We start from the raw sequence: 14,199 nt of genomic DNA, 5'->3' as shown, positions 1-14,199 counted from the left end.
CAATGCCTCGCAGGATTCGGCTCATACGGTCGAACGCAGTGTCGATGCCGGCAGCGTGGCAACTCACGTTCGCCCTTTGGGAATTGACTATCCTCCGGATATTTTTTCGTTATCGCATGTTGCGATTCCATTTCCCGTGACGGATGCACTCTACGGCATCGAGCCGGGCGACGACGAGAACTTCAATGTCAACCTTGGCACGCTCGCGCCGCGCGGAGAACGCGGCACGTTGATTCTGACGCTCGACTCGATGTTCCGGATTGCATCGAATCCGTTCTTCCCGTATCTCCTGCAACGCATCGACGAGGGCATCGGCAAGATGCCTCCTCCAGTTGTCGATTCACCGAGGCGCACTCATGAGACCGCTGCCGGGAAGCCGGAGGATCCCGCAGAAGCGTTGAGGGAACTGGAGCAGGCCGGAGATGATTACGACGAGCCGTAAGCCGACGGCTGCAACCGCAACTCGACTGGAAGAATCGACAGCATCCAGACACCGGTCGGCCGACCTTGTTACTGAGCCCGGTTTGTCCGATGATACGGGCAGGGTGCGCAAGCTCGCATGGGGCCGCCGCGGCCACCGGCTGGCCAGACGTACTCGTGCAGTACCAGCGCCTGTTGAGTGTTACGTCATACCCGGAGACGAGCACCGTGAACATGACCCGATTGCTGCTTGGCAGCATCATGCTTTTCGTGGTGGGCACGGTGTTGCAGCTGGTATGGCCGCTGGCGCAGGCGGCGTCGTATCACCACTTCGCGGACCAACGCGCGCTGGGCTTGATACCGCATGCAGCGGACGTGCTGTCGAATCTCGTCATTCTGGCGGCAGGGATCGCCTGCCTCAGTTGGGCGAAACGAAATGCGTCGCGGCAGCCGCCAAAATTCCCCGGCATGGTAGTCGCCGGATTCGGGCTCGTGCTAACCGCAATCGGGTCGGCCTACTATCACTGGGCACCTTCCGACGCGACGCTCGTCTGGGATCGCCTGCCGATGACGATCGTCTTCGCCGGCATACTGGCGATGCTCTGGACGTCGAACACCGGGCAGCGCGTGGGCTGGGTACCGTTGCTAATCCTGGTTGCCGTATCGCTAGGCACGATCGAGTACTGGCTCGCACTCAACAGCCTGTGGCCGTACGCGATCCTGCAGTTCGGCGGGCTCATGTTCATCGTCGGCTTGACGCTCACGCGCAAGGTGGACAGCGTATTCGGCTGGACGATGGTGATCGTTTTCTACGGGGCGGCCAAGATCTTTGAGAGCCTTGACTGGCAGGTGTGGGAACTCACTCGCCACGTGATCGCGGGGCATGCGCTGAAGCACATATCGAGCGGCCTGGCCGGTGCCGCTCTGATTCTGGTGGCGAACGCGGCACCGCGCTTCGCAGTCGGCACGGTTCCACCGCAGCCGGGAGCGATCGACCATTCCCGGTCGCCGCGTTGACGTGTTCGGATGACAAAGTTTCCGGTGGCCGCCAGGATGGAGCCGGACACGCCGCTGGGATACTCGCCTTCTTCGAGCGCGCTCTGGTGAGGCGCGCGCTATCCAGGCTGGCGTCCGTCTTCCCAGCGCGGGTCCGCGGTAATCTGCACAATGAGCCGGCTTTCCAGCGGATTCGCGCTGAGCGTTTCCCAGATGCGTTCGCGCAATTCGTCCTGCGAGGCGAGATCGCTTAGCGTGGACGTTGCGCCGACGAGCACGCTGACTTCGACAAAATTGCGCCGGCCCGCCTGGATGACGTGTGTGTGATGGCGCAGAATGCCAAGTTCGCGTTCGAGCTTCGAAAGCACCATTTCGATCTCCGATCGCGGATTGTTCTCGTCGGGGCTCATGTGAAGCAATTCAGCAAAGCTCGTGCTCACGATCTTCACTGGCGCAAAGAGAAAAATCAGTGAGAGCCCCGCGGTCATTGCACTGTCGACGTAGCGCGCCCATAGATAGTGAAAGCTTTCGGGCAATATCGAATACACGAAAAAGCCGAGCAGTGTGGCTGCGCTGAACGAGAATTTCATGATCCATTTCCAGCCGTCGGTTTTGAGCAGCTTGGAATTGATCTGCGCAGCCGCGCGCTTTTTATAGATCACCATGGCAAAGCTGATCACGCAACTCGCGGCGCTGATCAGCATGACGCCTTGCGCATTCACCACGTGGCCGCCCGAACGTATCCCCTCAATCCCGTTCACGAAGCCATATACGCAAACGACCAGCATCATGAGCCCGTTTATGCCGTTCACGAGCGGCTCGAGGAACCAATACCCATATTCGAAGCGAGTAGTCGCGGGCCGGCTCACCACGGTGGCCACGAGCAATCCAAGCGCGGAACTCACGAGGTTGAGCAGATAGAAAATGGCGGTGAGCAGTAGCGTATCGGATTGCACGAAGAAGCCATAGCCGACGTTGGCCGCGAAACCCAGGCACACGACGTAAATGGAAACCTTCATCGTGCGCTGCTCGACCGCTGCGAGCCGCGCCTTGCGGAGCGCATAGCTGATAGGCATGGTTCCTCGCTGTCGAACGTTGGGATGCAGGAATGGCGGCGAGCGCAGTCACGAGGCCGATGGATGCGGGCAGGCGCAGTGGCGCGCGGCTAACGCCACGCCGAGGTGCTCAGCCCGACGATCGCGGCGAGTCCTCCGCCCATCACCACGAGAAACGCGCACCACTCGGGCCGCGAAAATAGCGCCTCGCCACGCTCGCGCCGCGCCCACATGTACAGCAGGCTGCCGGGTCCATAGAGCAGTGCGGACATGACGAGCAGTTCCAGCCCGCAAGCGTAAAGCAGGAACAGTGTATAAATCGTGGCGATGCCCGCTGTGGCATAGCGCAGGGTGCGCGTTCGCGCATTCATGGCCGATTGCGGCAGTGCGCGGATGGCCTTGAGCCCGAAGGTCGCGACGAAGAAGTAGGGGATGAGTGCCATCGCGCTCGTGAGGCGCAGCATGAGCGAGAAGGCGTCGGTGGACCAGTATGTGCTGATGACGAAGGCCTGTACCACGCCGCTCGTGAGCCAGATCGCGGTGGTGGGAAGCTGCCGCGCGTTGCGGCGCGCGAAGATGGCCGGCATGGCGTCCGCCTTCGCGCTGGCATACAGCACTTCTGCGCAGATCAACGACCATGCGAGGTAGGCGCCGAGCACGGAGACGATCAGCGCACCGCCGATGAACACCACGCCAGGCGGACCGACGACGGCGCCCAGCACCGACGCCATCGAAGGTTGCCGCATGACGGCGATATCCGCGCGCATGAGATGCGCGTAGGGCAGCAGCGTCACGAGCACGAGCAGCAACAGCACGAAGGCGAAGCCGAGTATCGTGGCGGCGCCCACGTCCGAGCGCTTTTTCGCGTAGCGCGAATACACGCTTGCGCCTTCAACGCCGAGAAACACGAATACCGTCACGAGCATGGTCCCTTTTACCTGCGGGGCAAGCCCACTAGCGCTTTGAGCGAGATTGTCCGTGAATGGCTCCGCTCTTGCATAGACACTCAAAATGCCGATAAAAACGAAAATGGGCAGAATTTTGACGACCGTGAGAATCGCATTGATGAGCGTGGCCTGCTGAATGCCGCGCAACAGCATCCAGTGAAATGCCCATATGCCGACTGACGAAACCGCAATGGCAATCGGCGTATTGCCGTTTCCAAATGCCGGCACGAATGCGCCGAGCGTGGACTTGATCAGCACCCAATAAGAGACATTGCCGAAGCAACCGGCCATCCAGTAGCCGAACGCGGAGAGAAAGCCGGCGTAGCCGCCGAAGCCGTCACGTGCATAAGCAAAGATGCCGGAGTCGAGGTCGGGCCGGATTTCGGCGAGAAGCTGGAAGACGCGGGCCAGCATATACATGCCGCCTCCCGCAATGCACCATGAGATGACGGCGGCCGTCGGGCCCGCCTCGAGCGCGAAGTTGCGCGGCAGCGAATAGATGCCGGCGCCGACCATGGAGCCCACGACCATGGCCGTCAGGACCGGCAGCGACAACTTCTGGTCATCCGTCGATTTCATGTTCGAGCCTTTTTCTGATCTTTGACCGGTCGTAATGCGAACGCGGGAAATCGCGGATAAAAAATGCGCGCCACATTGAATTGATGAACTATTCTCGAACGAATGTCACGTTGAATACGTCATTTGCGAATCGTATTCCATAATGTTCGTCAGGTGTCCCGAGGGTGGAAAGCAAAAGGAGAATTACCGGGAACGTGTTGGCTGAATGTTCGCTAATGACCCTATGTGTAATCGTTAGCAAACAGATCGAATGAATTAGCGAATCCGCAATGCGCCGCATTAGGGGAATCTCATGCGATATCTCGCCGCAACAGTTCTTGGCTCCGCAGTTGCTTCGCTCGCGCTTTCCGGCTGTGAGGCGCCGACTTCGGGCTCTGTCTTCACGCCGGCCCAGGCGCAGCAGGTGTTCGTGGTCGAACTCGGTGCGGTCGAATCCGTTCGACCCGTCACTATCCAGCCGGGCCCAACGGGCATCGGCGCGATCACCGGTGGCGCGCTTGGCGGCATCGCGGCAGGCAGCAACATCGGGCGTGGCACGGGCGCCGTTGCAGCGGGTATCGGCGGCGCCGTGCTGGGCGGCGCGGCAGGCAACGCCGTGGAGCAGCGCATCACGCAGCGGCAAGGCCTTGAAATCGTCGTGCGCCTGGATTCGGGACAACTGATATCGGTGGTCCAGGATTCGGATCAGCAATTCGTCCCCGGTGATCGTGTGCGTGTGCTGATGGGCAACAACTCGGTGCGCGTGACGCGGTGATACCGCTCGCGCCGGAAGCCTGAGCGGCGGCGCAACGGTGCGCCGGCCGCGCGATAAAACGAAGTTCCGAACCAAGCGAGGAGACCGATGGCCGATACCGAGCAGAAGATGAGTCGCGTGCAGTTGACCGCGATGGTAGTCGGGGGCATGGTGGGCGCCGGGATTTTTTCTCTGCCGCGGACCTTCGCCAATGCAACGGGGCCGGTCGGCGCGGCGATTGCGTGGCTCGTGGCGGGCGTGGGCATGTACACGCTCGCACGCGTGTTTCAGGCGCTCGCGGAGCGCAAGCCGAAACTCGACGCCGGCGTGTTCGTCTATGCCAAAGAGGGCTTTGGCGACTACCCCGGCTTCCTCTCGGCGTTCGGTTACTGGATCGGCAGTTGCATCGGCAACGTGTCGTACTGGGTGCTGATCAAGTCCACGCTGGGCGCGTTTTTCCCGATTTTCGGCGACGGCAATACGGTCACGGCCATCGTCGTCGCGTCGATCGGCATCTGGCTGTTTCACTTTCTCATCCTGCGCGGCGTGAAGCAGGCCGCGTTCATCAACACCATCGTGACCTTCGCCAAGGTCATTCCGATCGTGGTGTTCATCGTCATTCTCCTGTTCGTCTTCAAATACGGGACCTTCCACCTGAACATCCAGTCTGCGGCGCAAGAGGGCGGCCTCATCCAGCAGATTCGCGCCACGATGTTCGTGACCGTGTTCGTGTTCATCGGCATCGAAGGCGCGAGCGTGTATTCGCGCTATGCGAAGGAGCGCGCGGACGTCGGACGCGCAACGATCTTCGGCTTCGCCGGCGTGACCACGCTCATGGTGCTCGTTTCGATGTTGCCTTTCGCCGTGCTGCCGCGCGGGGACGTGGCGGGCATGCGCCAGCCCTCCATGGCGGCCGTGCTCGAAAGCGTGGTCGGTCCGTGGGGCGGGATTTTCGTGAGCATCGGGCTGATCGTTTCCGTGCTGGGCGCATATCTGGCGTGGTCGCTCATCTGCGCCGAGGTGATGTTCGCGGCGGCGCGCAATCAGGACATGCCGGCCATTTTCGCGCGCGAGAACGCCAACAACGTGCCGGCCAACGCGCTCTGGATCACCAACATCGTCGTGCAGTTGCTGGTCGCGAGCACGTACTTCTCGCGCGATGCGTTCTCGCTGATGCTCAACCTCACGAGTTCGATGTCGCTGATTCCGTATCTGTTCGTCGCCGCCTACGGGTTCATGGTTTCGAACCGCGGCGAGAGCTACGAGGTGCGGCCCGAAGAGCGCAAGCGCGATCTCGTGCTGGCCTCGGTCGCCGTGATCTACACGTTGTTCATGATCGTTGCCGGCGGTCTCAAGTTCATCCTGCTGTCGGCGATTCTTTACGCGCCTGGCACGGTGCTGTATTTCCTCGCGCGGCGCGAGCGCAAGCTGAAGGTTTTCCAGCGTGCGAGCGACTGGGTCATTTTCATCGTGGCGGCCGTCGCGGCCATCGTAGGCGTCGTTGCGCTGGCCACGGGCACCATGGCGGTCTAACGAGAAACGAGCGGAGATCGATATGTCCAAGGCGAAGGGCGGTGGCAAGAGTGACAAGGGCGCAAAGGCAGAGAAGGTAGAGAAGGCAGAGAAGGCAGAAAAGGCGGAGAAAGCCACGAAGGGCGGCAAGACAAAGGCGAAGGACGAGCGCCCGCTCGGCGTGTATTCGGAGGTCGGGCAACTGCGCAAGGTGATGGTGTGCGCGCCCGGCATGGCGCACTCGCGTCTCACGCCGAGCAATTGCGACGAGTTGCTGTTCGACGACGTGCTGTGGGTCGACAACGCGAAGCGCGACCATTTCGACTTCGTCACGAAGATGCGCGACCGCGGCGTCGAAGTCGTGGAAATGCACAACCTGCTCGCCGAAACCGTTGCCGTGCCCGAAGGCAAGAAGTGGATTCTCGACAATCAGATCGTGCCGAACCAGGTCGGGCTGGGGTTCATCGACGAACTGCGCAGCTACCTGGAAGGGCTCGACGATCGCAAGCTGGCCGAGACCTTGCTTGGCGGCCTCTCGATCCACGATTTCCCCGAATCGCATGGCGGCGCGGCGCTCAAGGTCGTGCGCGAAGCGGCCGGATCCACCGAATATCTGCTGCCGCCGCTGCCGAACACGATCTACACGCGCGACACCACCTGCTGGATTTACGGCGGCGTGACGCTCAATCCGCTGTACTGGCCCGCGCGGCACGAGGAAACGATTCTTGCCGCGGCGATTTACCAGTTTCATCCGGACTTCGCGGGCAAGGTCAACGTGTGGTGGGGCGACCCCACGCAGGATCACGGCATGGCGACGCTCGAAGGCGGCGATGTCATGCCCATCGGCAACAAGACCGTGTTGATCGGCATGAGCGAGCGCACCTCGCGCCAGGCGATCAGCCAGCTCGCCGCCACGCTGTTCAAGAAGGGTGCCGCCGAGCAGGTGATCGTGGCGGCGATGCCGAAAATTCGCGCGGCGATGCACCTCGATACGGTCTTCACGTTCGCCGATCGCGACTGCGTGCTGATCGCGCCGGATTTCCTCGCGCAGACCCGCACCTTCACGTACCGGCCCAGCGATCAACCGGCGGGCGTGGAGCTGCGTCAGGAGAAAAAGTCCTTCGTCGAGGTGGTGAGCGCGGCGCTCGGCATCAAGAAAATGCGCGTGGTGGAAGCGGGCGGCAACGACTATCAGCGCGAACGCACGCAGTGGGACAGCGGCGCGAACCTCGTGTGTACCTCGCCCGGCGTGGTGTTTGCCTACGACCGCAACACCTATACGAACACGCTGCTGCGCAAGGCCGGCATCGAGGTCGTGACCATCGTGGGTGCGGAACTGGGGCGTGGGCGCGGCGGCGGCCATTGCATGACGTGCCCGATCATCCGCGATGCGGTGGACTTCTAGCGTCGCAGGGCGAGGAGATCGTTGCGGGCGCAAGCAATGGCGTCCCGGCCGCGCCGCAATGGTGCCGGATCGAGGGGCTTGCGAAGCCGAGGCTTTCAAAGCTTACGGGCATGCGGACTGCTGTCGGGTCCTGTGGGGTGCGCCATGCGCGCACCTCGCCCCCATCGCAACCATCTGATCCCCGATCATGGACGATTTCCTCAACCGCCTTTTCCATCTGCAACCCTCGCTGCTCGCCACGATGACGCACGACGTCATGAATGTGATCGTCGCCGTGCTGATACTGGTGGTCGGCTGGTGGGTTTCCAATCGCGTGGCGCACGTGTTCGCGAGCATGCTGGCGCACTCGCACGCCGATCCCACGCTCGCGCCGATGCTCGCAGGCATGGCGGCGTGGACTGTGCGCGTGATTGCGCTCGTCGCCGCGCTCAGCGAGGTGGGCATCGCGACGGCTAGCGTCCTCGCCGCGCTGGGCGCCGCCGGTCTCGCCATCGGCCTCGCACTGCAAGGCACGCTGCAAAACATCGCCGCCGGCATCATGCTGCTGATGCTGCGCCCGTTTCGCGCGGGCGACGTGATCGAAGGCAGTGGCGCGGCGGCGGGCATCGTGTGCGAGGTGGGGCTGTTCACCACACGCATCGAGCGCGGCGACGGCAATGTCGTCTTCGTGCCGAACAGCCAGATCTGGAGCAATCCCGTCATCAACTACAGCAGTGGCGGCACGCAGCGTATCGACGTCACGGTCGATCTCGCGCGGCGCGACCAGGTGGACGCCGCGATCGGCAAGCTCAAGGAGATGGTGAGCGCCGAACCGCGCGTGCAGGGCGGCACGACGCTCGCGCCGACGGTCGCCGTGGACAGCTACCCGTCCGGCGGCGGCGCGCGTTTGCTGGTGCGCGCATGGGTGCGCAACGCCGATGCGCAATATGCCGTCGACGATATACGCGGACATGCACGCGAAACACTGGCCACAGCGGGACTCGCCGTGGCAGGTAACGCGCGCATGGCGGGCGACCATGCGGCGCTCACGCGCTCGTGAGCCGTTGCATAAACGCAGCGCTAGAGCACGTTGAGCATGGCGAGCGCGCTTTCCTGCAGATGCGGCAGGACGCGCTGGAGAGCGGCCTCAGGACTTTCGTCGCCCATCGGCATGTTGGTGCTGAGCGCGGCGACCACCTCGCCGTTGCGATTCCTGAGCGGCACGGCAATGCCGCGCACGCCCACCTGCAACTGCTGCTCGATGAGCGCATAGCCGTCCACGCGCGCGCGCCCGATTTTCTCGCGCAGCCGCGCGCCGCTCGTGATGGTGTGCGGCGTGAAGGGCGACAGCTCGACCGCATCGAGCCACGCTGACACCGCGTCCTGGTCGGCCACGTGCGCGAGCAGCACCACGCCCGGCGAGATGAGCGGCGCGGGCACGCGCGCGCCGAGCACGAAGCCCGTCGTCATCACGCGCGACACGCCGTTGCGCGCGATCACGACGAGGTCCCAACCGTCGAGCACGCTCACATAGGCCGATTCGTTGAGCGTCGCGCTCAGCTGCTGCAGATAGGGCTGCACGGTGCGCGGCAGACGCGCCGAATCGAAGTAAGACCAGCCTACGCGCAGCACACGCGGCGTGAGGCCGTACAGGCGGCCGTCCGTGTACACATAGCCCAGCGATTCGAGCGTGAGCAGATAACGGCGCGCGGCGGTGCGCGAGAGGCCCGTGCGCTCGGCCGCCTGGGTGGGCGTCATGCGCGCGTGCTCGCTGTCGAAGGCTTCGAGAATCGCGAGGCCTTTTTCGAGCCCGGCAATCCAGTCGCGCCGGTCCAGTGGCGGTTTCTTCATCGGCGTGCAAGAGCCTGTGCTGCACGGTGGCCAAAACAATGGAAAAAGCCGCAGGCGCCAAACGCCTGCGGCTTGCGAGCGAACGATCGGCTCCTGCTCACTCCGGTTTCATGCGCGCCGCCACGATCAGCGAGATCAGGCAGCCAATCGCGAGGTACGCGGCGACGAGGTGCCACGAACCGCCGCCAAAGCCCACCAGCGCCACGGCGATGAACGGCGTGAAGCCGCCGCCCACCACGCTCGCGAACTGGTAGCCCACGCCCGCGCCGCTGTAGCGGTACTCGGCGCCGAACAGTTCGGTGAAGAGCGGCTGCTGCACGCTCACGACCATGTCGTGGGCGATGTTCGCGAGCATCACGGAGAAGATCACGATCCAGAGCGTGGCCCGTGCTTCGAGCGCGAGGAAGAACGGCACGGCGCTCAAGAGACCGATGAACGCGCCGATCAGATAGATGCGGCGCAGGCCGAGGCGATCGGCGAGCCACGCGAAGCAGGGGATCGTCACGCAGGACAGCGCGCCGACGAACAGGCCGATGCCGAGAAACAGATCGCGCGACATGCCGAGGTTGCTGGTCGAATAGCTCAGCGCGAAGGCGGTCACGATATACATCGTGAAGAGTTCGGCCAGGCGCAGCGCGACGATATACAGGAACGCCTTCGGGTGGCGCGTGAGCGCTTCGAGCACCGGCATCTTGAGCTTGCGATGGCCGTGCTCGACCTTCTCGACGAACTCGCGCGACTCGTCCATGCTCGAGCGCACCCACAGGCCCACGAGCACGAGCACGACGCTGAAGAGGAACGGCAGACGCCAGCCCCACGAGCGGAACGCCGCGTCGCCGAGCAGGTGGCTCAGCAGCGCCACGAGGCCGGTGGCGAGCACGAGGCCCACGCCGTAGCCCACCTGCACGCCGCTGCTATAGAACGCCTTCTTGCCGTGCGGTGCGCTTTCCACGGCCATCAGCGCGGCGCCGCCCCATTCGCCGCCCACGGCGAAGCCTTGCAGCGCGCGCATCGTGACGAGCAGCACGGGCGCCCACCAGCCGATGGTCGCGAAGGCCGGCAAGAGACCGATGGCCACGGTGGACAGGCCCATCATCATGACGGTCAGAACGAGCATGCGTTTGCGGCCGAGCCGGTCGCCGAAGTGGCCGAACACGACGCCGCCGAGCGGCCTGAAGAGGAAGCCCACGCCGAAGGTCGCGAAAGCGGCGAGCGTGCCCATGGTCCTGCCGACCTGCGGAAAGAACGCCACGTTGAACACCAGCGCGGCGACGATGCCGTAGAGCAGGAAGTCGTACCAGTCGACGACCGCGCCGACGAAGCTGCCGAGCGCCGCCTTGCGGGCCTGGCTGCGCGACGGCGCGAGAGGGGCGGCGTCGGGCGAGCCGGTGGTGTCGAGGCTTGGGGTCATCAGTTGTCTCCAGACTGTTGCGCATGTGCCATGCTGCGGTATTCACGATATGCGCTAAACGTGAGACGCAGCATAGGGCGGCGTGCGCGGTCCGGCAATGCGTGGCTGCGCCGTTTTGCGCGATTATCGCCCAACTGCGTGCGATTATCGAACGCTTTGCGGGTTTGCACCGAGATGGCGCGTGGACCTCCCGCGCACGGCGGTCTTCGTCTAAATGAACGAACTGGTTAAAATCGGCGTGCCTCATTTGCCAGATTCGCCCCTCGAAGTTTGCTGCGGGGCGGCGAGGTGGCCGTTTCAGCGCTTGCGTCAGGAGCCTATTGCATGTCCAGCCCCGCTAATCCTCCGCCGCAGGCGGACAATCCGCTCGGCATGGCCGGCCTCGAGTTCGTCGAGTTCGCCGCGCCCGAGCCCGCCGACCTCGGCCGCCGTTTCGAGCAGTTCGGCTTCAAGGCGATCGCGCGTCACGTGAGCAAGGCGGTCACGCTCTACCGCCAGGGCGAGATGAACTTCCTGCTGAACGCCGAGCCCGACTCGTTCGCCGCGCGCTACGCACAGGAGTACGGTATGGGCATCTGCGCGATCGGCGTGCGCGTCGACAATGCGAGGCGCGCCTTCGAGCACGCCATCTCGCTCGGCGCATGGGCGTTCGAAGGCGAGCGCCTCGGACCCGCGGAGCTGCACATTCCCGCGATCCAGGGCATCGGCGATTCGCACCTCTATTTCATCGACCGCTGGCGCGGCCGCGGCGGCCAGCGCGGCGGCGTGGGCGACATTTCGATCTTCGACATCGACTTCCGGCCCATCGACGTCGCCACGGCGCATACCGATCTCGATCACGGCGGCACCGGCCTCACGCGCGTCGACCACCTCACGCAAACGGTGGGGGCGGGGCGCATTGCGGAATGGCTCGACTTCTATCGCGATCTGCTGCATTTCCGCGAGATCCACGAGATCAACGCGAACTGGCATGTATCCGAGGAGTCCCGCGTGATGGTGTCGCCCGATGGCGAACTGCACATTCCTGTCTATGAGGAAGGCACGCGGCGCACGCAGCTATTGCACGACTATCTGCCCGAGCATCCCGGCGAAGGCGTGCAGCACATCGCGCTGGCGAGTAACGACATCCTCGCGAGCGTCGATGCGCTCAAGGCCAATGGCGTGGAGTTCGTCGAACCGCCGCCCGCTTACTACGACACCGTGGATGCGCGTTTGCCCGGCCACGGCGTGGACCTGGAAGCGTTGCGCAAGCGTCATGTGCTGATCGACGGCGAGATTGGCGACGACGGCGTGCCGCGGCTCTTTTTCCAGACCTTCGTCAAACGCCATCCCGGCGAGATCTTTTTTGAAGTCGTGCAGCGCAGCGGCCACCATGGTTTCGGCGAGGGTAATCTCGACGTGCTCGCGCGGGCGCGCGAGGCGGGCGCGAAGCCGGGCAAAGCGTAGAACCACGCGAAGGCTAAACCCCGCGGTCCGCGACGTCAGCGTTCCACACGCGACTTCACGGCTGCGCCCGTTGTCTTGCGCGTGCGCGCCGTGGCGAGCGCGGCGAGACCATCGTGCGGCAGCGATGGCGCACCTCCTTGCTGAACTCGGTGCACACCTGCGTCATCAGGTCCGTGGACCGGTACACCATGAACACGTGGAAGTCGGGCAGCTCGTCGCGTATGGGCAGCCTGTGCAACGCCTCGCGCCTGAGGACGAGCGGCCCGCTCATGCCGTAGAACACGAAGTCCGACCACATGCTGATCACGTCCGTACAGGTCGCGAGCTGCAGGCCGAGCAGGTTCGACACGCTGTGCACGATGCGCTTGGGCATCTCGAGTCGATTCAGGCGCATGAGGCTCGCGAGCGGACAGCCGGGATCGTCGAGCGGGTCGAGCGTGAGCCAGTCGGCCTCGAGCAGATCGCGCAGGCGCGTCGTGTGTGCAAGCGGATGGCCGGGGCGCGTGGCGAGCACCATGCCCACCGAGAAAAGCGGCTCCCACTGAAACGCGCTCGTGCCGGGGCCGCTGTTCGTCGAGATGAGCGCGAGGTCGAGGCGGCCTTCGCGCAACCCTTCGAGTATCTGCTGCGGCCGCATTTCATAGGCGTGCACCGCCACGCCCGGAAAGCGCGCGCGAAACGCCGCGATCGACTCGGGCAGCGGCCCGCTCGACGCGACCGCGGAAAAACCGATGTTCAACTGCGCCTCGGCATGGCCGCGCATGCCTTCGATATCTTCCAGCGCGTGGCGCAACTCCTGTTCGACCACGCTCGCGCGCTTCGCGAGCGCGCGCCCGTAGTTCGTGAGGCTCACGCCGCGCACTGAGCGCGACATGAGCGTCACGCCCAGTTCGCGCTCCAGTTCCGCCACCGCCTTGGAAAGCGCCGGCTGCGAGATGTGCAGGCTGCGCGATGCCTCGTGCATGCTGCCGTGCTGCGCGAGCGCGAGCAGGACGCGCAACTGGTGCAGTTTCATCTGTGAGGCTCCCCGCGCATGGCGCTCCAATGGTCTCCGATCGGAGGAGATTCTAAACGCTGCGTAACGCGACGAGGAGCGGGGCGCGGTGCCCCCGGGGTTAGGTCGAGACTTTGCCGACCAGATGAAAACGTGAAGAGGGATGCCAAAGCTCGACGGCGGTCGCCACGGCGCTGCCGACCCACGTACGCCGCCACATCAGCAGGCAGGGCTCGCCAATATTCATCGACAGATGGCGTCGTATGTCCGCATCCGGTTTTTGCGCGTAGATCCGGAACTCCGCCCGTTGAACCGGCGCGAGCCGCATCATGTAGTGATTCGGTGTTTCCAGCGTGAAGTCCTGCTCGAGATAACCCGGAAACACATGGGGGTTCACGTAGCGGTCCTCGTACAGAATCGCCTCGTCTTCCTCGTAGTGGACGATACGCGAATGGAACACGGAACTGCAGGCGAGCTCGAGTGCGGCCATCGCCTGATCGTTCGAGCTGGCGCCCAGCGTCAGCACCCGCGCGCTGTGCCGGTGACCCCGCGCGGCGATTTCGTCGGCAATGTTGCGAACCTCGAGGACGGTCGATTCGACGTCGCGCGAGGCGACGAACGTTCCCGCGCCCTGAACGCGTCTGAGCACATGCTCGGCCGACAGTTCGCGCAGCGCGCGCGATACGGTCATGCGCGCGACGCCGAATTCCTTGACGAGTTCCGTCTCCGACGGAATGGCCTCACCCGGCTTCCAGGTCCCGTCCGTGATTCGATCGAGCACGTAGCGCTTGATCTGCTCGTACGCTGGGGCGACCTTATGCGCTGTCGCGGATTGCGTCGAGTTGTCGATCAGCGAAGATGGCGCGTTCAT

General features: G+C 63.9%; 12 protein-coding genes and 1 pseudogene. 7 read left to right on the top strand and 6 right to left on the bottom strand.

Annotation, left to right across the window (positions count from 1 at the left end):
• Together AB4Y44_RS18450 and AB4Y44_RS18445 are read left to right on the top strand one after the other, a co-directional pair.
• Positions 1-442, top strand: a pseudogene (locus AB4Y44_RS18450) (alpha/beta hydrolase); the annotation flags it as partial.
• A 212-nt stretch (positions 443-654) separates the two neighbouring features.
• Positions 655-1,437: a hypothetical protein gene (locus AB4Y44_RS18445; RefSeq protein WP_342923516.1), complete on the top strand. Its 783-nt coding sequence runs from the start codon at positions 655-657 to the stop codon at positions 1,435-1,437.
• 98 nt (positions 1,438-1,535) lie between these two features.
• Here AB4Y44_RS18445 and AB4Y44_RS18440 read toward each other — a convergent pair whose 3' ends face one another.
• Both AB4Y44_RS18440 and AB4Y44_RS18435 read right to left on the bottom strand, forming a co-directional pair.
• Complete coding sequence (locus AB4Y44_RS18440) at positions 1,536-2,492, bottom strand: cation diffusion facilitator family transporter (protein ID WP_342923439.1); 957 nt, start codon at positions 2,490-2,492, stop codon at positions 1,536-1,538.
• Positions 2,493-2,581: 89 nt separating this feature from the next.
• Complete coding sequence (locus tag AB4Y44_RS18435) at positions 2,582-3,997, bottom strand: basic amino acid/polyamine antiporter (protein ID WP_368700466.1); 1,416 nt, start codon at positions 3,995-3,997, stop codon at positions 2,582-2,584.
• Between the two features lie 292 nt (positions 3,998-4,289).
• On the opposite strand from AB4Y44_RS18435, the gene AB4Y44_RS18430 reads away from it, so the two are divergent.
• From AB4Y44_RS18430 to AB4Y44_RS18415, 4 genes are all read left to right on the top strand, one after another.
• Positions 4,290-4,751: a hypothetical protein gene (locus AB4Y44_RS18430; protein ID WP_368700465.1), complete on the top strand. Its 462-nt coding sequence runs from the start codon at positions 4,290-4,292 to the stop codon at positions 4,749-4,751.
• Between the two features lie 87 nt (positions 4,752-4,838).
• The gene (locus AB4Y44_RS18425) at positions 4,839-6,263 is read left to right on the top strand and encodes a basic amino acid/polyamine antiporter (protein WP_342923442.1); all 1,425 of its coding nucleotides are present in this window, start codon (positions 4,839-4,841) and stop codon (positions 6,261-6,263) included.
• 22 nt (positions 6,264-6,285) lie between these two features.
• Positions 6,286-7,647 carry an arginine deiminase gene (arcA, locus tag AB4Y44_RS18420; RefSeq protein WP_368700464.1) on the top strand — a complete coding sequence of 454 codons (1,362 nt, stop codon included), beginning with the start codon at positions 6,286-6,288 and terminating at the stop codon, positions 7,645-7,647.
• Positions 7,648-7,834: 187 nt separating this feature from the next.
• Positions 7,835-8,686: a mechanosensitive ion channel domain-containing protein gene (locus AB4Y44_RS18415; protein ID WP_342923444.1), complete on the top strand. Its 852-nt coding sequence runs from the start codon at positions 7,835-7,837 to the stop codon at positions 8,684-8,686.
• A gap of 20 nt (positions 8,687-8,706) precedes the next feature.
• Here AB4Y44_RS18415 and AB4Y44_RS18410 read toward each other — a convergent pair whose 3' ends face one another.
• Positions 8,707-9,477: an IclR family transcriptional regulator C-terminal domain-containing protein gene (locus AB4Y44_RS18410; RefSeq protein WP_368700463.1), complete on the bottom strand. Its 771-nt coding sequence runs from the start codon at positions 9,475-9,477 to the stop codon at positions 8,707-8,709.
• Between the two features lie 97 nt (positions 9,478-9,574).
• A complete protein-coding gene (shiA, locus tag AB4Y44_RS18405; RefSeq protein WP_368700462.1) occupies positions 9,575-10,888 on the bottom strand; it encodes a shikimate transporter in 1,314 nt (437 codons plus the stop codon).
• 324 nt (positions 10,889-11,212) lie between these two features.
• Between shiA and AB4Y44_RS18400 the strand changes: the two genes are divergently transcribed.
• Positions 11,213-12,334: a VOC family protein gene (locus AB4Y44_RS18400; RefSeq protein ID WP_342923447.1), complete on the top strand. Its 1,122-nt coding sequence runs from the start codon at positions 11,213-11,215 to the stop codon at positions 12,332-12,334.
• Positions 12,335-12,389: 55 nt separating this feature from the next.
• On the opposite strand, the gene AB4Y44_RS18395 is transcribed toward AB4Y44_RS18400, so the two are convergent.
• Together AB4Y44_RS18395 and hutC are read right to left on the bottom strand one after the other, a co-directional pair.
• On the bottom strand, positions 12,390-13,349 hold the full coding sequence (locus tag AB4Y44_RS18395; protein ID WP_368700461.1) for a LysR family transcriptional regulator: 960 nt from the start codon (positions 13,347-13,349) through the stop codon (positions 12,390-12,392).
• Positions 13,350-13,449: 100 nt separating this feature from the next.
• Complete coding sequence (hutC, locus tag AB4Y44_RS18390) at positions 13,450-14,199, bottom strand: histidine utilization repressor (protein ID WP_368700460.1); 750 nt, start codon at positions 14,197-14,199, stop codon at positions 13,450-13,452.

The sequence above is a fragment of the Paraburkholderia sp. BR10937 genome, from assembly GCF_040965695.1.
Taxonomy (GTDB): Bacteria; Pseudomonadota; Gammaproteobacteria; order Burkholderiales; family Burkholderiaceae; genus Paraburkholderia.
Note: the sequence above shows the minus strand (reverse complement) of the source record. Positions and strands in the feature narration are given on the sequence as shown.

Bases quoted from the DNA above. Each gene is read 5' to 3' on its own strand.
- AB4Y44_RS18430 (WP_368700465.1), top strand. From the start codon at position 4,290: ATGCGATATCTCGCCGCAACAGTTCTTGGCTCCGCAGTTGCTTCGCTC.
- AB4Y44_RS18435 (WP_368700466.1), bottom strand. From the start codon at position 3,997: ATGAAATCGACGGATGACCAGAAGTTGTCGCTGCCGGTCCTGACGGCC.
- AB4Y44_RS18395 (WP_368700461.1), bottom strand. From the start codon at position 13,349: ATGAAACTGCACCAGTTGCGCGTCCTGCTCGCGCTCGCGCAGCACGGC.
- AB4Y44_RS18445 (WP_342923516.1), top strand. From the start codon at position 655: ATGACCCGATTGCTGCTTGGCAGCATCATGCTTTTCGTGGTGGGCACG.
- shiA (WP_368700462.1), bottom strand. From the start codon at position 10,888: ATGACCCCAAGCCTCGACACCACCGGCTCGCCCGACGCCGCCCCTCTC.
- AB4Y44_RS18440 (WP_342923439.1), bottom strand. From the start codon at position 2,492: ATGCCTATCAGCTATGCGCTCCGCAAGGCGCGGCTCGCAGCGGTCGAG.
- AB4Y44_RS18425 (WP_342923442.1), top strand. From the start codon at position 4,839: ATGGCCGATACCGAGCAGAAGATGAGTCGCGTGCAGTTGACCGCGATG.
- hutC (WP_368700460.1), bottom strand. From the start codon at position 14,199: ATGAACGCGCCATCTTCGCTGATCGACAACTCGACGCAATCCGCGACA.
- arcA (WP_368700464.1), top strand. From the start codon at position 6,286: ATGTCCAAGGCGAAGGGCGGTGGCAAGAGTGACAAGGGCGCAAAGGCA.
- AB4Y44_RS18400 (WP_342923447.1), top strand. From the start codon at position 11,213: ATGTCCAGCCCCGCTAATCCTCCGCCGCAGGCGGACAATCCGCTCGGC.
- AB4Y44_RS18410 (WP_368700463.1), bottom strand. From the start codon at position 9,477: ATGAAGAAACCGCCACTGGACCGGCGCGACTGGATTGCCGGGCTCGAA.
- AB4Y44_RS18415 (WP_342923444.1), top strand. From the start codon at position 7,835: ATGGACGATTTCCTCAACCGCCTTTTCCATCTGCAACCCTCGCTGCTC.